Here is a 24,554-nt window from a genome sequence, read left to right on the forward strand (position 1 = left end):
TAATTAACACTTTCTAACCGCGATTCTTGTCCGACCAAATACGAGTTGGCAATCCCCAAACATAAACAAATCCTTCCGCAGCCTTGTGGTCAAATTCGTCTTCAGCACCGTAGGTTGCTAAGTCGAAACTGTACAAGGAATTTTCGGATTTGCGGCCGACAATTGTGGCGTTTCCTTTGAACATTTTAATCCGCACAGTTCCAGTTACTCGCTTTTGCGTGTCCAGAATGAATGCGTCTAAAGCTGTTTTTAAAGGATTGTACCAAAGGCCATTATAAATCATTTGGCTGTAGGTTTCTTCGATGCCGCGCTTGTATCGCGTCACATCTGCTGTCAGCGTCAAACTTTCTAAGTCTCGGTGGGCGTGCATCAATACTAAAATCGCTGGAGTTTCGTAAATTTCCCGCGATTTAATCCCCACTACCCGGTTTTCAATCATGTCAATCCGGCCGACTCCGTGGTTTCCAACTATTTCGTTGAGTTGCGAAATTAAGGCAACTGGTGATACAGTTTCGCCGTTGAGAGTGACAGGATTACCTTTGTCAAAACCGATTTCAATGTATTCGGGTTGGTCGGGAGTTTGCTCGATCGCCTTTGTCATCAAATAAACTTCCTCTGGCGGTTCCGCCCAAGGATCTTCCAGAATGCCGGCTTCAATAGCCATTCCTAGTAAGTTGCGATCGATACTGTAAGGCGAAGACTTTTTCACGGGGGATGGAATTCCACATCTCTCCCCGTAGGCGATGGTTTCTTCCCGGCTCATTTTCCATTCCCGCGCCGGTGCTAAGATTTTAATCTTGGGATTTAGTGCGCCGATCGACACATCGAACCGTACTTGATCGTTTCCTTTACCTGTGCAACCATGGGCGATCGCATCTGCACCATATTTTTCCGCAGCTTCCACTAACAGTTTAGCAATCAGCGGGCGAGCCAGAGCAGTCGAAAGTGGATAGCGATTTTCGTAAAGTGCGTTGGCTTGAATTGCTGGAAACGCATAGTCTTTCACAAATTCCTCAGTAGCATCAATCACTAAGGATTCCGAAGCACCCGATGCTAAAGCTTTTTTGCGGATCGGTTCTAATTCGTCTCCCTGTCCCAAATCCGCAGCCAGAGTAATTACTTCTTCCACACCCCACTCATTTTTGAGGTAGGGAATGCAGACGGAGGTATCGACTCCGCCGGAATATGCTAGGACAACTTTTTTAGCGCGACTCATTCGTATTTACATCCTGAATTTTACTTAATACGGTTTGGTTAAGACTGTTTATTGCTCGGAGATCCCCCTAAATCCCCCTTAAGAAGGGGGACTTTGATTAATTTCTTGTCCCCCCCTTTTGAAGGGGGGTTAGGGGGGATCTGGCTTAACAATCGCGTATTGGAATTTAACCAACTTTGTATTATCCACCTAATTGACATCGATTCTTGTCAGGAATGGTACAGATTTAGATATTATTTTTTGATCTAGCTGACTGTTTATCAGTATAATTGCTGCGAAAAATCTGCTACCGTGGGAGACGGTAGCTGTGGCAGTGGGGAAAATCCGTGTTTTTTAGTGTCGTGATTCCGACGTACAATCGTAAACCAATTTTGGCGAAATGTCTACGAGCTCTGGAAAACCAGCAGTTTGGTAACACGATCGCACAGTATGAAGTCATTGTAGTAGACGACGGCTCCACAGATGGTACGCTGGAATGGTTAGCCGCTCATGGGGATGAGTTGTCTCATGTGCGATCGATCGTACAGTCTCACCAAGGCCCAGCCGCTGCGAGGAATCTGGGGGTGGAAGATGCCAAGGGCGATACGATTATTTTTATTGATAGCGATTTAGTTGTGACGGAGCATTTTTTGCAAGCTCACGCAGAAGCTTTGTTACAAGGATACAAGGAGAGCGATCGGGTTTTTACTTACGGCAGCGTGATCAATACCTGCAATTTTGACGATCCTACCTCGGAACCCTACAAAATCACAGATTTTTCCGCAGCTTATTTTGCAACAGGAAATGTGGCCATCGCCCGTCACTGGTTGATGGATGCTGGATTATTCGACACTCGCTTTCAACTGTATGGATGGGAAGATTTAGAGTTGGGAGTCAGGTTAAAAAAATTAGGTTTAAAATTGATTAAATGTCCCCCAGCAGTCGGTTATCATTGGCATCCGCCCTTTAGTTTAGACCAAATCCCCGGTATGATCGATCGAGAAATTCAGCGGGGAAGAATGGGAGTTTTGTTTTATCAAAAACACCCTAGTTGGGAAGTGCGGCTGATGATTCAAATGACTTGGTTGCACAAAATACTGTGGGGAGTTTTATCTCTGGGTGGGCTGCTGAATGAGCGGAGGATGTCGCCTTTGTTACAGTGGTTAATCGATCGAGGTGATTCCCAGTTGGCTTTGGAAATAGCTCGGATTTTTCTGAATTGGTATAATGTGAAAGCGGTATATGCTGCTTACGATGAACTGGAGGCGACTACCAGTATAAAATAGTTTAGTACATTCCTCTGATTCTATGTATAGCCTTTCTCAGTTAGGTGAGGTGAGCGTGTAATGGGTAATGGGGCATAGGGCATGGGGCATGGGGTATGGGGCATGGGGCATGGGGCATTACTAATTACCAATTACCAATTACCAATTCTCGCTCTTACCTCATCTTTCACTCCAAAGGCTATAAGATTATCTTCTGTTAGATGCCCACAGCACTTAAAGTGCTCCGGGGTATCTACCTATAGTGTTTGTTAGCCGTTGCTGGGTGAAGAAATGCTTGACATCAGTAAAATGTACTGATAAAAAGTAGTTCAAAATCCTCAAACCATCAGAATGCGACAAGCAACAGTAAGAATTGTAGTGGAAAGTAATTTTGAGGAAGCTCGATCGACTGTGATGACTTACTGAAAAATGCAAATATTTTTGATACAATTAATCAGTACATATGGGTGTCCTCTATTTGCCATCTGCCCCATACTCCCAGTGACTCCAACCACAGGTAATACCAATTTCATAAAGTAGCGCTAGATATTACCCCCCCCAACCCCCCCTTACTAAGGGGGGGCTAAGACTTCATCAATAGCACATATGAAAGAAAAATGGTATAAGTCGAAGTTGTCAGTAACTCAAGTCTAAAGACACGCTAGCGTGCCAGAAAAGCAGTTATGGCTGGTACACTATGGGGTTTAAGAGTTTTAAATTTACCTCCTTTTATGCAAACAAAACAAGATGCAACGTTGATGGCAAGTTGCACATTTAACTTGCCCTGCTTCAATCCAATTATACAAATATTTGACCTACCATCCAAAATAATTACCACCCCAAAGCTTGTGCAATATTAAACAATTTACCTACCTAAAGAAATCCTATTAAAAAGGGGTTATTTAATGAATAGAATCGATCAAAAAAAAATTGCTATAAAAAAGATTACAACAGTAAACAATTCCTTGAGACCAAACATTTTACTGGTAGATGACAGTCCAGAAATATTGCATCTTTTTTCAACACTATTGTCTAAGCTGGGGTACAAAGTCCGACCAACCAGAGATGCTAATTTGGCTCTAAAATTTGCGCTCAGAAATCCGCCAGACTTGATATTGCTGGACATTATGATGCCGGAAATGGATGGCTATGAAGTCTGCGAAAAACTCAAAGCTTGCGAGCAAACAAAAGATATACCTGTGATTTTTATCAGCGCTTTAAATGAAGTTTTTGATAAAGTAAAAGCTTTTTCCATGGGGGCTGTAGACTATATTACCAAACCGTTTCAGCTAGAAGAAGTGGTAGCTCGCATCGAAAATCAACTGAATATTCGTCGTCTTTCTCAACAAGTATTAGTCCAAAATGCGCGACTCCAAGCAGAAATTGAAGAACGCAAACGCACCGAATCCGAACTGCGAGAAAGCCAGCGGTGGTTGTCTGCAATAATTCAAACTAATCCTAATTTGTTGTACGTTTACGATTTAATAGAAGACCGAAATCTTTATCTCAACCGCGAAGTTTCTACCGAGCTAGGTTATACCTTGGAAGAAATACAGCAGATGCCAGGAGCCTTAATTTCTCAACTAATCCACCCTGATGATACTCCTGCATGGTTAGCACACCTAGACCAACTTGAGCAAGCAAAAGACGGGGAAAGCTTTGAATTTGAGTATCGACTCCAGCACAAAAACGGTGAATATTGGTGGTTTTTCAGTCGAGATACCGTATTTGCTAGAACTGAAGATGGCAAACCTTGTAAAATTTTGGGAACTGCAACTGAAATTAGCAGTCGCAAACAAGCAGAACTGGAACGTAAAACAGCATTGACTGCTTTAGAAAGGCTGATTAAGCAAAGATTTTTGCTAGAAACCATTACTCTAGAAATTCGCTATAACTTAAACCCCGATCAAGTCTTTCAGACAGCCGCTGCTCAAATAGGTAGAGTTTTTAACGCTGATTGCTGCTTAATTCACACTTACATAGTAGACCCTCCTCGTATTCCTTGTGTTGCTCAGTATCAAAAATTAGGAGTAGAATCCGTAGCCCTGATAGATGTAGAAATTCCGATTTATGACAATCCTCATGCTGAATTTGTATTATCTCAAGATAAAGCTGTAGTGTCTGAGGATGTTTTTACCGAACCGCTGCTAGAATCTACCATCGATTTAGTCGAGCAAATAAATTTAAAATCTATGATTGCAATTCGCACCTCCTATCAAGGAAAAGCGAACGGAATCATGGCATTGCATCAGTACGATGGTCCTCGAAGTTGGACGCAAGATGAAGTCAGATTATTTGAGTCAGTGGCGGCACAAATGGGAATTGCCATCGCTCAATCCAATCTTTTGCAACAAGATAAACAGCAACGAATTCAGCTTCAAAAAAGTGAAGCTAGTCTAGCAGCAGCCCAAAAACTTGCGAGGCTAGGGAGTTGGAAATTTGATCCCTTAGCCCAGAAATGTAGTTGGTCCGAAGAAGTATTCCGGATTTTTGGTTTCGATCCCGCTCAACCGGAACCGTCCTATGACCAAATCTGCCAGATGTATCATCCCGATGACAAAGAGTGTTTTCTCCAAACTGTAAACCGGGCTATTTCAGACAGAAAACCCTACAAACACGAGTTGCGAATTTTGCATGATGATGGTCAATTCCGATATATAGAAGTGAGGGGAGAAGGTGTTTTTAATGAAACGGGGGAATCGATTGAACTCTTAGGTACGGTAATGGATATTACTGAACGTAAACAAGCAGAATTAGCTCTAAAAATTAGTGAAGAACGTTTTTATTTAGCCTTTGAAGCTAGTGCCATGGGATTGTTTGATTGGAATATTGCAACCGGAGAAGTATATTTTAATCAGCAGTGGAAGACTATGTTGGGCTATGAAGTAGACGATCTTAAAAATACTCTTAAATCCTGGGAGGAACTGGTACATCCAGAGGATTTTCCCTTGACTCAAGAGGCGTTGGCATCTCACATTTCTGGGAACAGTCCACTTTACGAAGTAGAAGTTAGGATGCTGGCCAAATCTGGTGAATGGAAGTGGATTTTGGCTCAAGCTAAGGTAATGGAACGCGATTATGCGGGGAATCCGCTGCGGATGACTGGCACTCATATCGATATTAGCGATCGCAAACAAGGAGAAGTGGCTTTGCGAAGCAGCGAACAGCGAGAACGGGAAAAAGCCCAACAATTAGAACAAACTTTAGAAAAATTAAAAGGCACTCAATCTCAGCTCATTCAAGCAGAAAAAATGTCAGGTATCGGGCAAATGGTGGCGGGAGTAGCCCACGAAATTAATAACCCAATTAGCTTTATATATGGTAATATTAATCCAGCTACAAGATATGCGGGAGATTTGCTAAGCTTAATAAAATTATATGAGAAATATTATCCTGAACCCGCTCTAGAAATTACCGATAAATTAGAAGAAATAGATGCAGAATTTATTGCTGAGGACTTTCCGAAAATATTGGGTTCTATGCAGGAAGGTGCTAACAGAATTAAGGAAATTGTGTTGTCTTTGCGAAATTTTTCGAGACTTGATGAAAGAGACCGCAAATTAGTAGATATTCATGAAGGGATTGAGAGCACTTTAGTAATTTTGCAGCACCGATTGAAGGAGCAGCCAAAACGTGGGGAAATTGCAATTATTAAAAAGTACGGAAAACTGCCCCAAATTCAGTGCTATCCAGCTCAACTCAATCAGGTTTTTATGAATATAATTTCAAATGCGATCGATGCTTTGACAGATTTAGCAACCAATAGCAACGATGAAATATGTATGGAGATTAGCATTACTACGGAAGTCAGTGGCGAAAATCAAGTATGCGTGCGTATTGCTGACAATGGACCCGGAATTAGTGAGGAAATTCAGTCCAGAATATTTGACCCATTTTTTACTACTAAACCTGTGGGTAGTGGTACTGGTTTGGGATTGTCGATTAGTTACCAAATTGTCAAAGACAGACACTGCGGTGAATTGAGATGTTATTCTGAACTTGGTAAGGGTACGGAATTTGCGATCGCAGTCCCAATTGTTTGAAGCAAGGAAGAAAGCAGAGGGAAGAATTTGGTGAGTCCCTGGATGCTTTGTCAAGGTTTCATTACTTCTGGGTCTTGAAATATTTAATCGAAATAGGTTTTTATGTGATATAATTAAAAGTTACTTTTTTCGCCGTGAGATGTTGCACTCTTTCTGCGACGAGCCAACATAGTAGTTTTTCTCTAGGAAACTCTGTCAACTTAAGTCTGTAGCATCTACAACATTTTAACTGAATTATGACTGACTCAATTCGCTTTCTGATGTGCGCTCCCGACCACTACGATGTGGACTACGTGATTAATCCGTGGATGGAGGGCAATGTCCACAAATCATCGCGCGATCGCGCCGTCGAACAGTGGGAAAAACTGTACCACGTCCTCAAAGAAAATGCCATTGTAGACCTCGTACCGCCTCAAAAAGGCTGGCCTGATATGGTTTTCACCGCCAACGCAGGTTTACTTTTAGGTAATACCTTTGTGCTGAGTCGTTTCTATCACAAAGAACGTCAAGGCGAAGAACCGTATTTCAAAGCATGGTTTGAGGAGAAAGGTTTCACGGTTCACGAACTACCGAAAGACTTGCCCTTTGAGGGTGCTGGCGATGCTTTGCTCGATCGCGAAGGCCGCTGGTTGTGGGCAGGATACGGCTTCCGTTCGGAACTCGATTCTCACCCATTGCTCGCCAAATGGCTGAATATCGAAGTGCTTTCTCTGCGTTTAGTAGACGAACGTTTCTATCACTTAGATACCTGTTTTTGTCCCCTCACAGGTGGCTATTTACTCTACTACCCAGCAGCCTTTGATTCCTACTCAAACCGCTTAATTGAAATGCGGGTAGCGCCGGAAAAACGGATTGCCATTGAAGAAGCGGATGCCGCAAATTTTGCGTGTAATGCTGTCAATATTGACAAAGTTGTGGTAATGAATAAGGTCAGCGAAGGCTTGAAAACACGCATCACTAAAGCTGGGTTTAAAGTAATTGAAACCCCGATGAGTGAATTTCTGAAAGCTGGCGGTGCTTGTAAGTGTTTGACATTGCGGGTAACGGAACCGATTCAAGAAGATCGATCGGCAAATGTGATGGTAGAAAGCCGCACAATTCGCATGGAAGGTCACTTGCTGGATGCTGGTTTAATTAGTCGTGCTTTGGACTTAATTGTCGATCTTGGTGGCAGTTTCCAAGTGCTGAATTTTAATCTGGGAGAGCAGCGTCAAAGCACATCCAGTGCTGACGTTAAAGTTTCGGCTCCTTCCCATGATGTGATGGAAGAAATGATGGGAATGCTGATCGACTTGGGTGCAGTGCCTCCACCACAAGAGATTTGCGATGCTATTTTAGAACCTGTAGTGCAAGATGGCGTTGGACCGGACGACTTTTATGTGAGTACGATTTATCCGACGGAAGTGCGGGTAAATAACCAGTGGGTGAAAGCGCAAAATCAGCGGATGGATGGGGCAGTCGCAATTACTGAAACTGCTGATGGCCCAGTCGCCACCTGCAAATTATTGCGGGATTTAAAAGTAGGAGAAAAGGTGGTTGTGGATGTGGTTGGCATTCGCACTATTCGCAAAACAGAATCGCGGGAACAACGGAATTCTCAGGAATTTAGTTTTATGTCCGGGAGTGTTTCTAGCGAACGCCGCGTCGAATTGGTGGTGGAACAAGTAGCGTGGGAATTGCGCCAAATTCGCGATCGCGGTGGTAAAGTTGTTGTTACCGCAGGACCTGTGGTGATTCATACTGGTGGTGGCGAACATTTAGCGCATTTGATTCGGGAAGGTTACGTGCAAGCGTTGTTGGGTGGCAATGCGATCGCGGTGCATGACATGGAACAATCGAACATGGGAACCTCTTTGGGGGTTGACATGAAACGGGGTATTGCTGTGCGCGGTGGACACAGACACCACTTGAAAATAATTAACACTGTGCGGCGTTATGGCAGTATTGCTAAAGCTGTGGAAGCAGGGCTGATTACTAATGGTGTGATGTACGAGTGTGTCAAGAACAATATACCGTTTTCCTTAGCTGGTTCGATTCGCGATGATGGCCCACTTCCTGACACGCAAATGGATTTAATTAAGGCTCAAGAACATTATACTGAACTGTTACGCGGTGCAGATATGGTGTTAATGTTGTCCTCTATGTTGCACTCGATTGGTGTGGGAAATATGACTCCGGCTGGTGTGAAGATGGTCTGTGTGGACATTAATCCGGCGGTGGTGACTAAATTGAGCGATCGGGGTTCGATCGAATCTACTGGTGTTGTGACTGATGTGGGATTGTTCCTAAGTTTGTTGGTGAATCAATTGGATAAATTGACCAGCCGCCATCATGTAACTCAATCTGTTTAGATTTAGCTAGTAGACATCTCCCATAATTATTGTGGAATAGGCATCCTGCCTGTTCAAGACAGGCAATTCTTGGGATGTCTAGTAGGGTGCGTCAGATTTGAGATTTTCAAGTTGTACGGAAAGCATATTTCTGACGCACCGTTTGGCTTTATAAAGTTTGCCAAAGTTCCATTCTCAACTTAATGCTCTAATTACAAGAAGCAGAAGTGCAACTACTAGCAAGCCACCATAAAATATGAAATAGCGATCGCCTCAACATTCATCTTCTCAAGTTTGTAAGGGGCGATCGCTATTTCATACAACCATAAATATTTTCAAATGATTTGATGTATTTTAGAAGGCGATCGCCCATCATCTCTCGAAACTTATCAACTAAGTCAGCCATTTTTATCTGCCTAACTTGCGCTGAAATAATCGCTTTTAAAGGACTTCACGGTTCTGCATAACGGCAAAATACATCGGCAGCAGATAACCTCGGCATCCCTACAATCGGTTTTCGTCCGTCCGATGGCGTGAAGTAAGTTTTAGGCTGCTGGCTTATCGAACTCAATCTTGCTTTTTTGAGCGAAATCCTGAATTATGTCAAAATCCTCTTTCAATAGAGAGTGCATATTTCTACTATCCTGTATCTCTTCCTGAAGATTAAGCAATAGTTTATATACTTCACCAAAATTTTTTTGAGCTTGAGTATCAAAGCGTTTAAATATGCACTTTGTCATCAATCCCAGACATATTACGATATTGATCCTAGCAATAAGAAATTTGGATCTATCTATGTACGTCTCCTTTAAACGCCAATTAAAAGTATCACATTCATCAATATTGCTAGGTAATTCGTAATAAGCGAAATTTCTTAAATCTTCAAGGATAACTTTGAGCTTGCGAAAATATCTTACAATAAACTCTAAATTATCAGACTTGAACAGCTTTACATCATACAATTTCCCTTTATACAAATCATCATTTTTTATAGTAATCTCTCGATCCTTAATTATTGCTGTATCTTTTAATAAACCTCTTCTCTGTTCAATACTTGGATCACGTACAACAATATTTTTTTGTAAATTAATAATAGTGTCACCATGAGTAGTCCATCTGTTTCTTATGCTCTCACACGTCATCCGGATGTTATAAAGATCAGTTATTTGACTACTTACCACTAAATCAAATACTTTTGAGATGTCTTCGATTAAATTTTTGTACTTAAAGCTGTTGATTATCAAGTTGCCCAAAACTATTCCTAATCCAGTAGTAAGTCCTGCAACCACTGTTGCAAACACCGTATTCTGCTGAAAAACCTGGTGGTTCATCAGAAAATCTGGTAAATTCATCAGAAAATCTAGTAAACACGTTGCATACTTTCCCAATGTTCTAGAACTGAAATCAATGGACATAATAATAATAAGCAAGTAGAAAAACAATAGCGCAGTGGCTTCAAACGAAATTATAACCTCTTTATCAGCCAAAAGCACAGATATCTATGCTAACTCACAAGCTTTTTAGAAGTAATGTCTTTACCAGAGGATGAAGCCGCCTAACGGCTGAATTGAGTGGCAGATTTACTTTTGCTCTCAACCAAAATATTACAACTTTGTCCGCTCCAATGATTTGTTATGCCCCGATCGCTTCTCAATTCTTAACTTTAGCGATCGCCTCAACAATCATCTTCTCAAGTTTGCTGGTGGCGATCGCTATTCCATCCAACAACAAATATTCTCAAATAATTTGATGTGTTTTGGAGGGCGATCGCCAATAATCTCTCCGAACTGAAAAATGGAATCAACTATTTTTGATCGCTTAATCTCGAATTGAAACAGTTAATCTAACCCACATTCCGCACTTCTTAACATAGTCAAAAATATGTTGACGATAAAACGTCATCCTAGGAATTTAATCGCCAACATATTCTCGATAAATAATGACTATTGAGAACAAATAAACAGTCCTTAATAAAAAGTCATATTTCTACATATCAGCGGAATGCTTGTAGACAAAGAATTACAGCCATTTCGTACCAAAAAATCCCCAATTAATATTAAGACCTGCGGAATGTGGGATCTAAACTGACTTCGCGGTTTGGCATAACGCCACGCTTCAAATTCTCCTGCAAGCGATTGTTAGGCATTTCTTAAGCTTAATAGGATATAACAATAGGGTTGAGATCTTTTGACTCAAACATTTTATTTAAAATCTTTATTAATTCTCGTCTCTGTATGTTGTACTTGCCTGCACAATCTTCTCTTAACTGCGGCTCTTGAATGAATTTCCTTTTATCTCGCAAGTACATTTGGTATATTTTTTCGACTTTCTTTTCTATCTTGTCTATAACTTCTTTATATTCTGGATCGCCAATCATCTCGATTGGAACACAATTGGCTATCATTGACTTGCTCCAACGGTCGAATAAAAAACCAGTTTTAAGCATTTGTTTAGTTGATGCAAGTGCCTGCTCAAAATCATCATAGTTACGTTCATGCAAAAAATCATCTTTGAATGCTGGTCTATCGAACGCCAAGCGCAAAATATTTAGATGATTTTTAGTCTCACTTATACCAAACTGATTCTGAAACTCTTTATAACAAGAATACATTACTGAAAACGATCGATTAATATCACGATTAATGTCATCCCAAAACCATATCTGAATCTTGAAATTATAATTGTTATTTTGGTTGATTATATTAATAACGTTTTGTAACTTAGCATCAGTGTTCTGAGTTGTAGCTATTATGAGCAAGCTTAACGCAGGCAAAAACGAATTTGCCTTTTTGGCTTCAGTGGTAATTATGCCTTCTGTAATTTTCTCTTTTTGTTTTGTCTGTTTACACTGTATACCTATATGTTTACCATAATGGTCTACAGCGTATACATCAATACCATGTTGGGCTTGTCCTTGTCCACCATAACTTTGCACTGAATCTGGAGAATATTTAGTTTTAGCGATCTCTTCGATCAACGTTTCAAAATCTTGCCAATTCAATGGTGGTGGCATGTAAATCTGAACTTGATTCATAGCGATTAGCTGACATTTGTATATGACTTACGCATTGTGCAATTTTTTGCCATGTGCATCGAGGAAATTACGTCATTTGAAGCATTTCCAAAAATTCTAAAAATTGTTTAGAACGATAGATGAAAATGAAAAAACACACCCCATTTCGGTAAAAGTGTAGTTTCTGCTACCATTTGGGAGTATTATATACGTCGAAATCACTGTCAATGCGTAACTACTATTGTAATGAATCCTGTCACAATTTCATGAAGTTATAGAAAAGCTTGTAAAATGTGAGAAATCTAACAATAGTCCGGACAGTTTTCAGTCACTAGCGGCATAGTGCGGGTTTCAGTCTTCTGAGTGAGGTCAAATGCTAACGGTAGAATGAGGGTTTCAGCCTCTGTCTCAAAAACTGTCCGGAGTATTGTTAAACTCTACTTAAACTCTACCGAAACGCTTTAATCACCGCATCAAGGTTTACCTCGATCGATCGTGATGTAGGATTGGCGGGATCTCTCGATCGATGCCCAGCAGTTAGGCCCTAGGGTGTGTCGCCATCGACAATCCTTCATCAACAGCGAGAATCTCATGGCGACGCACCCTACGGCTACAGCTTTGAGGTTAAGATGGGGATCTTTCCCCGATCGCAATATAAGGAGCACCGTGAGTCCCCGTATATATTTGAGTGGGACGGTAGATGCGGTTTGCTTCTAGCTGTTCCTTCCAGTGAGCTAGCCAGCCAGCAACGCGGGCGATCGCAAAAACAGGAGTAAATAAGTCTGTAGGAATTCCCATTTTCCGATAAACCAAACCAGAATAGAAATCTACATTGGCATAAATTCCTTTCTGACCCAGTTTTTCTTCCACCACTTCTTCCAACTTGACAGCAATGTGGTAATAATCATCGCTACCGAAGTTCTCAAATAACTGTTCTGCTAACCCTTGGAGAATAGTTGCTCTGGGATCTTTCACCTTGTAAACCCGGTGACCGAAGCCCATGATTTTCTCCTTGTTTTCAACGCAGTTTTCGACAAAAGGTCGCACGTTTTCTACGGAACCAATTTTCTCCAACATCTCAATCACTTCTTCATTCGCCCCCCCATGCAAAGGCCCGGCTAAAGTGCCAACGGCTGAAGCAATTACCCCATAAGGGTCTGTCAGCGTCGAAGCTGTTACCATTGCCGAAAATGTAGAAGCATTGATGGTATGTTCCGCGTGGAGAGTCAGACAAGCATCAAAAATATTAGCCAACAGCGGATCGGGTTCTCGCTCGTTGAGCATATAAAGAAAGTTAGCCGAGTAGTTCAAGTCATCCCTCGGTAGCAGAGCGTCATTACCCCGTCGCATTTGTTGGAATGCTGCCACCATTGTCGGAATTTTAGCTAGCAGTCGCACTACAGCTTCTCGAATGTATGCTGGGTTGGCTAGAGCTCGGCGCGAGTAAAACAAACCCAAGGCCGCTGCTGAAGCTTGCAGAGCATCCATGGGATGTCCTCTTTCGGGGAAGCATTTCATCATGTCCCGGATGCGATATTTGATCCGGCGATGATACCGAATTTCATGCTCGAAGGCTTCTAGTTCTTCCTTTGTCGGAAGTACGCCCCAGATTAATAAATATGCAGTTTCCACAAAGGAACTTTTGAGTGCTAGTTCCTCGATGCTAATACCGCGATATTCTAGTACCCCTTTTTGTCCATCTACAAAGCTAATGCTGGATAAGGTAGCAGGAACACCTTCTAAACCTGGCTTGAATTCGCCGACGACCATTGCGATACCGTGTTGTGTGAGTGGAATCTAATCTATTCAAAGTACATTAGCAGAAAGCAAGATAGTGTCGCCGCGTTAACAAACTCAATATCCCCCTAGGGACACGGCATTGCCATTGGTGTCAACTTAAGCCTGAAAGCCCGCCAGGGGTTGAAACCCCTGTCTAATAGCTAAAGTCCTCTAAAAGAGGACTCAAGAACTCATCATCATCAGTCCTCTTTGAGAGGACTTGCGCTTTGTGAGACTCGGTTTCAACCCCTGTCGGGCTGTGGAATGAACCTTAAGTTGACACCTATGGGCTGTCTTTATCCCAGTAAAAACTTGGGCGACAGCAAACAAAACATTTGGCTGCGGCCGACGGGTGAGCCTGTTTCGGGGAGGATTAACCCGATCGTACCTGCTTTTTTGAGGATGATGGCATCTTGGGTTCTGCCCCAGAGCAAAGTTTCTGCCCAGTTGCCTAAATCTGGTTGGTGCCCCACTAGAGCCAAGCTACGGCTTCCTGTTTCCTGCCACTGTTGGTACCATTCTAGCCAGTTGTGGATCTCTCCTGATGGGGCCAGGGCTGCTGATTCGGCGATTTGGGAACTCAAACCTACTGTTTGCAGGATTTGGGCGGTTTGGGTGGCACGTAAGAGGGGACTGGTCAGAATTAGGTCAAACTGAATTTCGATTTCATACAGACGCTGGGCGACTTTTCTGGTTTTGTTCGCGCCCTCTTTAGTCAGTGGGCGTTCTTCGTCTGTCGCGTAGGCTTCGGGTTCGGCTGCGATGCCGTGACGGATCAGGTATAGATGCACTGTGGCTGTCCTGTTTATTGCTGTTCGATCGCACTTTATTCGATATTTCGGGCGATCGAATTTCCGCGCTATTATACAGCTACTTTGAAATCCGCGATGTTATCTAGTTTACTTAGGGGTAAATTATAGCAGTAAGGTGCGCCGAAGAGCACCCTACAAATAGGGTTTCTGCCTCCAGGAATGTCGAGCTTACCAATTATCCATTCCCCATTCCCTATTACCCATTCCCCATTCCCTATTACCAAATCTAATTATGATAAACAGGATTGTCTGTAGGACTAATTAATTTCAGTAATTTTTGCTTAATCTGAGCATCAAATACTTCCCATTTCAGTCTTGCATAATCGCTATTGTCATTACCACCGGAAAGAAATCCTACGGGAATTTCAAAACCTCCAGCTTGACTTCTGCCTCCACCAAAAAAGCGTCCTTGAGAATCTTGACCAAAAGCTTCTTTAATAAATTCATCAGGATCGAGAGTGAGTTTAGTGGTTCGCAGGGAGCCAATTACTACTTCAATTTCCTCATCTTTGTCGTGAACAATTGCATAGACAACGGCTGTGTGTACGTTCTCCTCTGTGACTAAAAAGTCCGCTGCTTGGGGAATGGAATCTCGATCGTCATAGCGGAGATAGCCGATACCTGCGATGGAAAAATTGTTCTGGACAATGCGGTGTTTGAGCGATCGCTCGATCGCATCCATCACCCATTTAGAGCGAGAGGACTGCAACACCGCATTCAGCAACTGGGGGTCATAAAACCTACTCAAATAAGCCGCCGCTAAGAAATCTTCCTCCTCAGCTTGTCGGAGAGCGTTGGTATCCGATCGCAAACCGTGCATCAAAGCCGTAGCACACTTAATATGCTGGCTGAGACTACCATCAAGATTTAGGATTCCTGCTTGCAAATATTCCGTAAAAATCGTGGCTGTAGCACGGATTTGGGGGCGCAAATCCGCAAATTCTGCATTCATTTCTCCTTGCAAACTGTGGTGGTCTATAACTGCTGCGATCGGAATTCCTGCCCCTAAAACCAGAGCGGTTAACTGACAAGTAGTTCCTTGATTATCGATAAAAACACAGCCCTTATACCCAGATAAATCCTTAGTTTTTGCCGTTTCCACAGTCCACCTTTGCAACGGTAAACCAGTCAATTTAACTAAAGCAATATTTTCTTGGTGACTGAGGGTTCCTGCATAGATCAGATCGCAGTGAATGTCGTACTGTTCCGCTATTAATTTGTAAGTCCAAGCACTCGAAAGTGCGTCAGGGTCTGGAAAATCTTGCAGTAAAATTAACTGGCGCTGGCCGCGGTGTCGATCCAACATTTGGCGCAACAGTTCTACTTGGCGATCGGCCCTTGGGTCTGAAAATCTTCTAGAGCGACTCTCATCGACTGGAACTTCAGCTTTGCTGCGCCGTTTACCAGCAACATTTGATACTACAACTTCATCGTTAGATTCTAGTTGAACCTGGTTGTTTACCGAGGTTGTACCAGAAGAGTTAGGGGGGTCTTTCATAAAAATTTTTGAACTTTTGAACTCTTGAACTGAAAACTCAACACTCAACAATCCTACAAAAAAACCCCCGCGCTTGCGCTGACAGGGGCTTTAAAGACCAATTACATATTTTTGCCATTCTTGGTGCATACCGCTCTTAACGTGTTTAGTCACTTCAAAATAAAGACCGCTGTAAGGTTTCCGAGGCGGATATCGCAACAGCATTCCGGCTTCTTTCGGCGTTCGGCTGCCTTTTTTGACGTTGCAACGCATACAGGCGGTGACGAGGTTTTCCCAAGATTCACCTCCTCCGCGCGATCGAGGAATCACATGATCGAGGGTTAAATCATCCCCAGTGTAACTACAGTATTGACAAGAGTGGGCATCCCGGTGCAAGATATTCCGGCGGGTGAGTGGAATATCCTTGTAGGGAACTCGGACATAATGCCGCAGTCGAATCACTGTCGGTAGCGGGAAATTAGGCGCAATAAATTTCCCGTTGTGTTCTACCTGCTCAGCTTTTCCTTTCAGCAACAAAACTACTGCCCTTCGCCAATTGGTGATGTTAAGGGGTTCGTAGGAGACGTTCAGCACCAGAACATTGCCCATTGTTGATTATTAAGCGAGAATATTTTCACCGATGGTAACACAGGTTCGAGTTTAGGGGGGTGAGGTCAGCAATGATTCAGTCTCAACCAAAAAGTCGAAAAATAGCAGCTTTAGCCTCTAGAGTCCAGCAGATGCTTCTGGGGGCGAATTATTTTCTGGCCCTGAAATAAGTGGGCGAGGATTTCTGTCTAGATTTTGGGCCTGATGAGTCCAGTAACAGGGATTGGGAAACTTTTTCCCAATAGTTTTATTTTTTTGCCTAAATCCCTAATCTTCCCGGCCAGCACCAGTTTAAGTTTTTAGACTAGGAATAACCTTCGATCGCCAGCCTGATTAATTCCCATGAAATTTCGGCTCTTAAAGTCAGTTTTTAGCGCGTCAATAATGGCGATCGCCCCGATTCTAACAAACCTTCCCGCTTTCGCTCAAACATATTCATTCTTCTGCGGGGCTGCTGGTAGCCATCCAGCTACAATTGCTGACCAACAAGGCAAAAATATTCCGGTTATTTTGTGGGTTACAGACAACTATTTCAATGAATCCGGCGAAGATGCGATTACTCGGTGTACGCGAGTTTCAGCAATTCTCAACAATGCCCAATCCCAGGGAAACTGGGACAATATAGTCACAGCAGGTGCATCCCGTACAGGTCAACCGATTATTTGTGCTGCCAATCCTCAAGACGGTTCCTGTAGGTTATTATATCAGATACCGAGAGGGCAAAATCCTGAACAAGCGAGACAAGAACTATTAAGAAGAATCAAAAATCCTAATTTAAGTATTCCACCTGTTAAGGTAAATTGATAATCAGTTACTGACAAAGACTGGAAACTCTTGTCAAATACTCCGGTTGATTGGTGAAAAAATTGCAACTTTCCTTCAGTAATTCTTTTAAACTTTCAACTTTCCTCAACCAGACAGTACCATTGCTTCCAGCCACAGCAATTTGCTTTCCATCTCGACTCCAACTGACACTAACAACATTCTCTGCAAACTCAAATTGAGCAACTTGCCGCCCTGCTAAATTCCACAACCGCACTGTCTTATCAATTCCCACGGTAGCAAGCCGTTCTCCATCGGGGCTAAAACTAATAGATTTTGCATCTAAATGCAAAGTTTGAAATTCCTTCACTAATTCTTGGTTTGACAAATTCCACAGCCCTATTTTCCCATTCAATGTTACTGTAGCAAAGCGCTGCTGCTGTTGGTTGAGACTGAAACTAATGCCGATCGCCTGAACGGGTATTTTTTGGATTAACTTACCAGATGAATTCCAAATACGCACCGTAGATTTGCCATCTAAAGTAGTTAAAAAATCCCCGTTTTGACTAAAGTTAACGCTTCTAACTAAGCCGTTATGACCAGGCAAAAAAACTGGCAACAATCTAGTTTTTGGAATGGGAGAAATCTGCCAAATAGCAGCATTACTTTCTATTCCAGCCGCAGCTAAAAACTTGCTATCCGGGCTAAAACTAATGCTAGTAACCGAGCCTGACATGGCTTGAAATTTGTAGATTTTTTTCCCGGATAAATCCCATAACTTAACTGTGCTATCTTTACCAGCAGTTGCTAAAGTTTTGCCGTCGGGACTAAAGTTTAACACATTTATCGACTTTTGTAAAGCTTTCCATTCAGAAAGTTTTTGCCCGGATAAGCTCCAAATCCGCACGCTATCATCTACTCCTGCGGTAGCTATAATTTGGCGATCTGGGGAAAAAGCCACACTGGTAATAGCACCCTTGTGAGCTTTCCAATTCATCTTTCTGAGTGGCAGAGATGATTGTTGAAGCTGCTGTTTGTTACTACTAAGTTTATCGAGAATCACTTGTAAAGCTAACAGCGGTCTAGTGGCAGGATATAGTTCTAAATGAGGTTGGTTTTTTACCAAATTTTTCAATGCTTTTCCCGAGGCGATCGCCCGTAGTAAAGCCTCTGACAAAGCTTGACTATTTTCAGTCTTCTGAGACACAGCTAAAAGTAAAGCATCACTACCAGTTTGTTCAATTTCGATACTAGCTTGTGCTAGTTTAAACCGCTGGTAAGCGAGAGTTGAAAAACCGATCGCCCCCGCCAAAGATACACCAAGCACCGCAGAACCAAGACCGATCCACTGTTTAGCCTTTTGTTTTGCAGATTCTGTTTCTAACTGAGCTTTTTGGGCATCATAGACAGCTTGTTTGATTTCTATATGAGTAGATTCTAAGAGCTGATTTTGAGCGGTCAACATCAGTTTTTGACTGGCTGTTAAAAACTGAAAATCTTCGTTTCTTAAACTTTTTTCTGCTGCCCAAATTAAGGCTGATTGTAAATATTCACCTTGCAGGAGTTGTGAATTATCTTGACATTTAGAATTCAACCATGCTTTAATAGCTGAGGAGTAAGGAGCCAATTTATCTAATTTATTTTGAATAATATTCGCGTTAAATATAGCTTCATAAATAGGATTAGCTAGTGTTAATTTATTCCCGCTCTTAACTATTAATCCAGTCAAGCGCAATTCCATTTGTTCCGCAGTGTTATCAGGGATAACTTCAACTTGCTGTAAAATCTGCTGATATAATCCGAGTCTCCTGACAATGCGTTGGTTTTCTTTAAACAGGCGATCGCGAATTGTGGACAAATGTTCCGGCACATCTTGAGATTCCCAATTATCCACAATTTTTAAACGCACCACTTTCTCCACCCAATCTTTAGGATTATGGAGTTGCTGTTTTTGCCCCTGGATAAAATTTTTGAGTTGCTCTTTCTCAATCTGGGGCAAATTTTTGAGTTGCTCTTTCTCAGTCTGGGTAAAATTATTGACTTCCTCTTTCTCCCCCCCTTGGTAAGGGGGGGCTGGGGGGGGTAAATCCCCGATTAAATGTGAATTTTCAAAGAGAAGTTTACAAAGCTTTTGAGTCAAAAAAGGTTGCCCTCCAGTCCAATACAAAACCTCTCGCAAAACTTCTTGATAACTATCTGTAATCTCAGCCAACCCCGCTGCTAACGGTTGCGCTTCTGTTTCGTCAAAACCAGTTAATTCGATCGCCTTGCCAATATTAAATGGGGTATTATTGCTAAAATTCTTGTCGCGGCACAAATCCGTCGGTGATGCTACTCCTAAAAGCGCCCACGTTAGGCGCTCGAATTCTGAATTATTGGCACGTTTATTGTAGCACGATCGAATTAACGCTAAAAAATCGTCGGCGCAAAAATCTAGGGCGAGAATGCTGTCGATTTCATCAATAAAAATAACAATGTTACTGGAAATATTCGCTAACAGTACAGTTTCTATGAATTCGCTCAATCTTTGAACTGGGGCTAAAAAATTGCGATCGCGCCACCAAGTCCGCACGTTGACAACATCTGAGAGATTAAAATTATTTTCGAGAATGCGAAGAAGACCAGCATACCACTGTTCGGGAGTCACGCCGCGGTTGCCAATTTCCGAAATGTCGATCGCCGCACAAGCAATTCCGTCATTTCTCAGCCGTTGAATTGTCCGCACCTGCAAGCTAGATTTGCCCATTTGGCGAGAATTTAAAACATAACAAAATTCTCCGGCTTTCAATCCGTTATAGAAGTCGTCATCTGCGTGACGTTTCACATAATTGGGAGCATTATTTGTGAGACTCCCGCCTACTTGATAATAACTGGGTTTGGTGGTAAAATTCATAAATTAGTTCGGCGGTTGAAACCGCTACTACATAAACGAAGTCCGCCTGCGCGGACTGAAGAATCGAGGCGGTATAAAAGCACAATTTTGTATGATATATTGTACCATAATATAGAATGAAAACAGATTGGATTGGATATCACCACGAGAAAGACAAGTTAAGAACGGAAATTTGGTCTTTGCTGAAGCAGCAAGCCGCATCTGTTGGCGATCCGTTTGGGCATATTCCAAATTTTGTTGGGACCGAGTTGGCGGCGGAAAAGTTGGCAAGTTTATCGATTTGGGAACAGGCAAAAACGATTAAGTGTAATCCTGATTCGGCGCAAATTCCGGTACGGATGCGGGCTTTGCAAGATGGAAAACGCCTGTATATGGCAGTACCGCGCTTGACAGATGAGCGCTGTTTTGTTGAGTTGAATGCTGAGGATTTGCAGAGGCAAAATGTATCTATTACTCAAGGTGCGATCGCCCGTAAAGCCCTCGCTTGTGGTAAATTGGTAAGTTTTGCAGAAATGGAGCCGATTGATTTAGTAATAGTCGGCTGTGTAGGGGTGGCGCGCAATGGGGGAAGAACTGGAAAAGGTGCAGGATTTGCTGATTTGGAATTGGCGATGTTGCAGGAATTCGGGTTAGTAGAAATTGATACTCCGATTGTGACTACAGTGCATTCTTTGCAAGTAGTTGCAGATTTGCGTTTGCCAATGCAGGCTCACGATTGGGCGTTGAATTGGATTGTGACTGCTGAGGAGGTAATTGAAACTAATACAATTTATCCGCGTCCCATCGGGTTAAACTGGGATAGTATACGGCAGGAACAGTTGGAACAAATTCCGATTTTGCGAAAAATTAGGCGACTTTAAGAGACTGTTGGCGAATAAAAAAAGGGTGAATAGTGATAATAAATTATTTAATATGCTGGGTGATTACACAGTCATTCTGCCTATTCACGAGGTCGATATGTGAGTGGTAAAACCCCTCATATTAATTCCGGTTATATCGGAATGATTTAACCTTACTAGGACACTCTTGACACAGAGAAGAGAGAAATAATAATTCGGATGTCAACAGATTTGATATCAGATATTCCCCAACAGTCTATTTATAACCGCCGGAATAGATTTGTTTCTAGTTCTCCTTCAAAACAACTTTGAGATCGGACAAACCTGTAAGTTTTTCGGTCACAGGTTCCTCTTCAATGCGGGGTACAAACACAGTTAACCCCCCCGGTACACACTCAATCGACAGCGGTGTCATGCCGATAATTTCCCCATCTAAAACAACTTTTTGAGGTGGATCTGTAGTAATTTTGATATTTTTGGCTCGCATATAACCGATGTCATCCCGATCGCTAGCATTTCCAGTCAAAGCAGTTTGCAATAGGTGATAAGAAGCTGCGATCGCCCCAGCTTTATTCACAGGTGCCACCAGCGTCACATCCAGCAAACCATCATCAAAAATAATCCCCGCCGGCCCTTGAGCCAAAATAGAAGTAGGAGGCGCGGCATTCGCCACCGTAACAGCCACAGCAGTAACACTGACTATCTTATCTTCTGTTTCGATTTCCGCTTCAAACCTTTCTAGGTTATTTAACTGTTTAATCCCCGACAAAACATAAGCCAACATTCCCCAGCGATTTTTCATTTCGCGATCGGCTAATTCCACAGTTTCCGCCTCAAAACCAACTCCCGCCAACAAAACCATCGGCAGTTCACCGTTACAAATACCAGCATCCACCACCCGCGTTAGGCCTCCCAAAATCGTTTCGCAGGCTGTTTGAATTGTATTCGGCAGATCTAAAGCATTTGCAAAAGCATTTGCAGTTCCCCGCGAAATAATGCCCAAGGGAATATTTGTGCCGACAATCGCACCCGCAACCGCCGACAAAGTACCATCACCGCCGGAAGCAATAATGGACTCAACACCTCTATAAACCGCTTCTAGGGCAATTTCGGCTGCATCTAATTCAGGTGTTGTCAGCCGAATATCCAAGTCGATCTCAGATTCCAAAAGTTGCTGAATTAAAGCTAAATCTTGGTCAGGATCGCTTTGACCGGCCGCGGGATTAAAAATTAGGCAAGCAGAACGTTTCATAAATAATTCCTAACAGTTGACACTCCCTGGCCTAAAGGCGCAGGGATTCTTGGATCAGCCAGTCGATTTGCTCGTTGATGCTACCACCAGCGAGTAGAGATCGGTCTGTCCCCGAGCGTGAATTTCGGTGTGCCCCACCGTATTTAAATTAATTTTTTCCTGCTTCAACCCTTTAACCAAAATGTTGCGAGCTGCGTTACGATCGCGATCTAATACCGTACCGCAATCACAAATATGGGTTCGAGTTGACAGAGTTTTCCTAACCATGTTGCCACAGTTTGAACATTCTTGTGACGTGTATTCAGGCGCGACCGCACTCACGGTTTTACCGTACACTTTCCCAAAATATTCCAACCAGACAGCAAATTGTGACCATGCTGCATCACTAATTGATTTAGCAAGCTTGTGGTTTTTCACCATATTCCGCACTTGAAGGTTTTCGTAGGCTACAAAATCCTTAGATTTTACCGCGCCGGGCGCCGTTTTTATGGCGAAGTCTTTACGCTGCCGACTAACCTTCAGGTGTTTTCTTCCTAACTTGTTGAGCGCTTTTTTTCGACTTTTAGAACCTTTCTTTTTCCGAGAAACTCGCGAATGCAATCTCTTCAAAGCTTTCTCGCTTTTTCGGAGATACCGAGGATTGGCAACCGTTTCGCCGTCGCTGTCAGTATAAAAATGGTTCAACCCAACATCTATTCCGATAGCTTTTCCAGTCGGAACAAGTTCCTCTTTCCGTTCCACATTGATACAGAACTGGGCATAATAGCCGTCGGCACGCCGCACAATTCTGATTCTTTTAATCCCATTGGGTGCCGAGAAATGCAAATCCCGACTACCGATTAGCTTGAATTTTCCAGCAGCCAAGCCGTCTTTAAGTGTCAAGCATCTTTTGTCGGCAGAAATCGCCCAGCCGGATTGTTTGTATTCCACGGAACGGGTATGCTTTTTAAACTGCGGAAATCCCTTTTTTCCGGGTTTTTTAGCTTGGCAATTGGCCAAGAAACGTTGGATCGCAAAAATGGCACGTTCCGCCGAAGCTTGACGTGCCGTCGAGTTAAGCTTGCCTGCCCATTCAAACTCTTTCGCCATAACGGCGCATTGTTTGTACAGGTCTACTAGCTTAATTCCTTGATTGTCTATCCAATGTCTAAGAGTTTTATTTCGGACAAATTGAGCTGTTCCGATCATCTCGTCGATGACCCGATATTGCTCCGCTTTGCCTTTTAACTTAAACTCTAATACTATCATCCAATTAGTTTACCACATTCAGGAACAGCATCCCTCTTTAGGTGCTTATTTAACAAATATTTACAATTACCAAGAAAATCAAAGCCGTCCTATAAGGACGGGGCTTTAGACCCTATTTCTTGGTAAGCGGGTAAAGCTTCCTGGTTGGTAGCGCAAGCAGCGGCCTGTGTTGGTTTGAGCCGTGTAGTGGGTGTCTAGGTGGCGATCGAGTTCTCCCGGCAGTTTGTGAGCTTGCAGGTAGTCGAGAAAGGCTTTAGCATAGGTATTGCCGCGATCGGAACCGTGCCAGCCTACATCCAGATCTAACTTTGAGCCTAACAGGTGGCGCAGTGGCTTTGCCGTAGCCGAGAGAATGCCGTAGACGATGGGTAAGTCGTAATAGTCGTGATTTCCCGGTACTGGTAGGAACGGAAAATTGAATATCATCCGATCGTAGGCAATCCGAGATGGCGCATCCCCACCCACTAGAAACTCGCGGTAAGGGCGAATGAAGTTTTGCAAATAGTATTCGCTGGAACCGACTAGATAAACGACATCGCCTGTATGCAGCAGAAAACGGCAATTTTGGCGCTCGTGCAGCATCAGTTCCGCAACTTGGCGCTGGGGGTTGTGACCCCGGTGGTTGCCGGTGCCGCTGTCCCCTGCGACTAAAAACGAAAACTCTGGATCGTCTGGAACTCGATCGTCCAAAATTATCTTGCCACCGTACCCGCTCTTTCATCTTGCGGACTTTTACCGAAATTGGCGGGTCGGACACGAATTTCACGCCACTTCATCTCCCAATAAGTTGAATTCCTAGTTAATAGTGCGACGAGCGATCGAGTTTTTGCATCTCTCTAAAAGCAGAAAATTGACTTAAGACGGGGTTTTAAACCCAGTTTTTTGATAAAGTAGCCCGATCGCCTCTGTTTGACCCCTCGCCACAAATCTCCAAGTTGTAATGTTTTAAATTTCCTCTCTCCCCCTGTCTCCCCCCTATCGCTCTCTGCCTCTGTCTCCCTGAAATGCGAGCAGTTTTGATCGATGAATCATGGCAC

General features: G+C 42.9%; 17 protein-coding genes. 6 read left to right on the forward strand and 11 right to left on the reverse strand.

Features of this window, described 5'->3' with window-relative positions; translation table 11 throughout:
• Window positions 1–13 precede the first annotated feature (13 nt).
• The gene (locus tag P2A85_RS02325) at window positions 14–1,216 is read right to left on the reverse strand and encodes an argininosuccinate synthase (protein WP_377477291.1); all 1,203 of its coding nucleotides are present in this window, start codon (window positions 1,214–1,216) and stop codon (window positions 14–16) included.
• Window positions 1,217–1,542: 326 nt separating this feature from the next.
• Here P2A85_RS02325 and P2A85_RS02330 point away from each other — a divergent pair, with 326 nt between their 5' ends.
• The 3 genes from P2A85_RS02330 (at window position 1,543) to P2A85_RS02340 (ending at window position 8,854) form a co-directional block, all read left to right on the forward strand.
• Window positions 1,543–2,481 (forward strand): glycosyltransferase family 2 protein, encoded by a 939-nt coding sequence (locus tag P2A85_RS02330; RefSeq protein WP_377477292.1) that lies wholly within the window; start codon window positions 1,543–1,545, stop codon window positions 2,479–2,481.
• A gap of 884 nt (window positions 2,482–3,365) precedes the next feature.
• Window positions 3,366–6,503 (forward strand): PAS domain-containing protein, encoded by a 3,138-nt coding sequence (locus P2A85_RS02335; RefSeq protein WP_377477293.1) that lies wholly within the window; start codon window positions 3,366–3,368, stop codon window positions 6,501–6,503.
• A gap of 236 nt (window positions 6,504–6,739) precedes the next feature.
• Complete coding sequence (locus tag P2A85_RS02340) at window positions 6,740–8,854, forward strand: bifunctional arginine dihydrolase/ornithine cyclodeaminase (protein WP_377477294.1); 2,115 nt, start codon at window positions 6,740–6,742, stop codon at window positions 8,852–8,854.
• Between the two features lie 524 nt (window positions 8,855–9,378).
• Here P2A85_RS02340 and P2A85_RS02345 read toward each other — a convergent pair.
• Window positions 9,379–10,185, reverse strand: coding sequence for a hypothetical protein (locus tag P2A85_RS02345; protein ID WP_377477295.1), 807 nt, complete (start codon window positions 10,183–10,185; stop codon window positions 9,379–9,381).
• A gap of 215 nt (window positions 10,186–10,400) precedes the next feature.
• Between P2A85_RS02345 and P2A85_RS02350 the strand changes: the two genes are divergently transcribed.
• Entirely contained in the window at window positions 10,401–10,583 is a 183-nt protein-coding gene (locus P2A85_RS02350) for a hypothetical protein (RefSeq protein ID WP_377477296.1), read from the forward strand.
• A gap of 405 nt (window positions 10,584–10,988) precedes the next feature.
• Here the strand turns inward: P2A85_RS02350 and P2A85_RS02355 are convergent, their stop codons facing one another.
• The 5 genes from P2A85_RS02355 to P2A85_RS02375 form a co-directional block, all read right to left on the reverse strand.
• Window positions 10,989–11,867 carry a hypothetical protein gene (locus P2A85_RS02355; RefSeq protein ID WP_377477298.1) on the reverse strand — a complete coding sequence of 293 codons (879 nt, stop codon included), beginning with the start codon at window positions 11,865–11,867 and terminating at the stop codon, window positions 10,989–10,991.
• 603 nt (window positions 11,868–12,470) lie between these two features.
• Complete coding sequence (locus P2A85_RS02360) at window positions 12,471–13,616, reverse strand: citrate synthase (protein ID WP_377477299.1); 1,146 nt, start codon at window positions 13,614–13,616, stop codon at window positions 12,471–12,473.
• 305 nt (window positions 13,617–13,921) lie between these two features.
• Complete coding sequence (gene sixA, locus P2A85_RS02365; RefSeq protein WP_377477300.1) at window positions 13,922–14,416, reverse strand: phosphohistidine phosphatase SixA; 495 nt, start codon at window positions 14,414–14,416, stop codon at window positions 13,922–13,924.
• A 247-nt stretch (window positions 14,417–14,663) separates the two neighbouring features.
• Window positions 14,664–15,935: a bifunctional oligoribonuclease/PAP phosphatase NrnA gene (locus tag P2A85_RS02370; RefSeq protein ID WP_377477301.1), complete on the reverse strand. Its 1,272-nt coding sequence runs from the start codon at window positions 15,933–15,935 to the stop codon at window positions 14,664–14,666.
• A gap of 90 nt (window positions 15,936–16,025) precedes the next feature.
• A complete protein-coding gene (locus P2A85_RS02375; RefSeq protein WP_340520766.1) occupies window positions 16,026–16,523 on the reverse strand; it encodes an HNH endonuclease in 498 nt (165 codons plus the stop codon).
• Window positions 16,524–16,865: 342 nt separating this feature from the next.
• Between P2A85_RS02375 and P2A85_RS02380 the strand changes: the two genes are divergently transcribed.
• Entirely contained in the window at window positions 16,866–17,327 is a 462-nt protein-coding gene (locus tag P2A85_RS02380; RefSeq protein ID WP_377477302.1) for a COP23 domain-containing protein, read from the forward strand.
• 7 nt (window positions 17,328–17,334) lie between these two features.
• Here P2A85_RS02380 and P2A85_RS02385 read toward each other — a convergent pair whose 3' ends face one another.
• On the reverse strand, window positions 17,335–20,178 hold the full coding sequence (locus P2A85_RS02385; RefSeq protein WP_377477303.1) for an AAA-like domain-containing protein: 2,844 nt from the start codon (window positions 20,176–20,178) through the stop codon (window positions 17,335–17,337).
• A gap of 116 nt (window positions 20,179–20,294) precedes the next feature.
• Between P2A85_RS02385 and P2A85_RS02390 the strand changes: the two genes are divergently transcribed.
• Window positions 20,295–21,038: a 5-formyltetrahydrofolate cyclo-ligase gene (locus tag P2A85_RS02390; protein ID WP_377477304.1), complete on the forward strand. Its 744-nt coding sequence runs from the start codon at window positions 20,295–20,297 to the stop codon at window positions 21,036–21,038.
• A gap of 265 nt (window positions 21,039–21,303) precedes the next feature.
• On the opposite strand, the gene P2A85_RS02395 is transcribed toward P2A85_RS02390, so the two are convergent.
• From P2A85_RS02395 to P2A85_RS02405, 3 genes are all read right to left on the reverse strand, one after another.
• Window positions 21,304–22,269, reverse strand: a complete 966-nt coding sequence (locus P2A85_RS02395) for a YegS/Rv2252/BmrU family lipid kinase (protein ID WP_377477305.1) — start codon at window positions 22,267–22,269, stop codon at window positions 21,304–21,306.
• A 54-nt stretch (window positions 22,270–22,323) separates the two neighbouring features.
• Window positions 22,324–23,517, reverse strand: coding sequence for an RNA-guided endonuclease InsQ/TnpB family protein (locus P2A85_RS02400; protein WP_377477306.1), 1,194 nt, complete (start codon window positions 23,515–23,517; stop codon window positions 22,324–22,326).
• 105 nt (window positions 23,518–23,622) lie between these two features.
• Complete coding sequence (locus P2A85_RS02405; protein WP_377477307.1) at window positions 23,623–24,207, reverse strand: metallophosphoesterase; 585 nt, start codon at window positions 24,205–24,207, stop codon at window positions 23,623–23,625.
• Between the last annotated feature and the right edge of the window lie 347 nt (window positions 24,208–24,554).

The sequence above is a fragment of the Microcoleus anatoxicus genome (assembly GCF_042465725.1).
GTDB lineage: Bacteria > Cyanobacteriota > Cyanobacteriia > Cyanobacteriales > Microcoleaceae > Microcoleus > Microcoleus anatoxicus.

Coding starts and splice junctions, on each gene's coding strand:
- P2A85_RS02325 (WP_377477291.1), bottom strand. CDS start 1,216: ATGAGTCGCGCTAAAAAAGTTGTCCTAGCATATTCCGGCGGAGTCGAT.
- P2A85_RS02335 (WP_377477293.1), top strand. CDS start 3,366: ATGAATAGAATCGATCAAAAAAAAATTGCTATAAAAAAGATTACAACA.
- P2A85_RS02340 (WP_377477294.1), top strand. CDS start 6,740: ATGACTGACTCAATTCGCTTTCTGATGTGCGCTCCCGACCACTACGAT.
- P2A85_RS02345 (WP_377477295.1), bottom strand. CDS start 10,185: ATGAATTTACCAGATTTTCTGATGAACCACCAGGTTTTTCAGCAGAAT.
- P2A85_RS02355 (WP_377477298.1), bottom strand. CDS start 11,867: ATGAATCAAGTTCAGATTTACATGCCACCACCATTGAATTGGCAAGAT.
- P2A85_RS02360 (WP_377477299.1), bottom strand. CDS start 13,616: ATGGTCGTCGGCGAATTCAAGCCAGGTTTAGAAGGTGTTCCTGCTACC.
- P2A85_RS02370 (WP_377477301.1), bottom strand. CDS start 15,935: ATGAAAGACCCCCCTAACTCTTCTGGTACAACCTCGGTAAACAACCAG.
- P2A85_RS02375 (WP_340520766.1), bottom strand. CDS start 16,523: ATGGGCAATGTTCTGGTGCTGAACGTCTCCTACGAACCCCTTAACATC.
- P2A85_RS02380 (WP_377477302.1), top strand. CDS start 16,866: ATGAAATTTCGGCTCTTAAAGTCAGTTTTTAGCGCGTCAATAATGGCG.
- P2A85_RS02385 (WP_377477303.1), bottom strand. CDS start 20,178: ATGAATTTTACCACCAAACCCAGTTATTATCAAGTAGGCGGGAGTCTC.
- P2A85_RS02390 (WP_377477304.1), top strand. CDS start 20,295: ATGAAAACAGATTGGATTGGATATCACCACGAGAAAGACAAGTTAAGA.
- P2A85_RS02395 (WP_377477305.1), bottom strand. CDS start 22,269: ATGAAACGTTCTGCTTGCCTAATTTTTAATCCCGCGGCCGGTCAAAGC.
- P2A85_RS02400 (WP_377477306.1), bottom strand. CDS start 23,517: ATGATAGTATTAGAGTTTAAGTTAAAAGGCAAAGCGGAGCAATATCGG.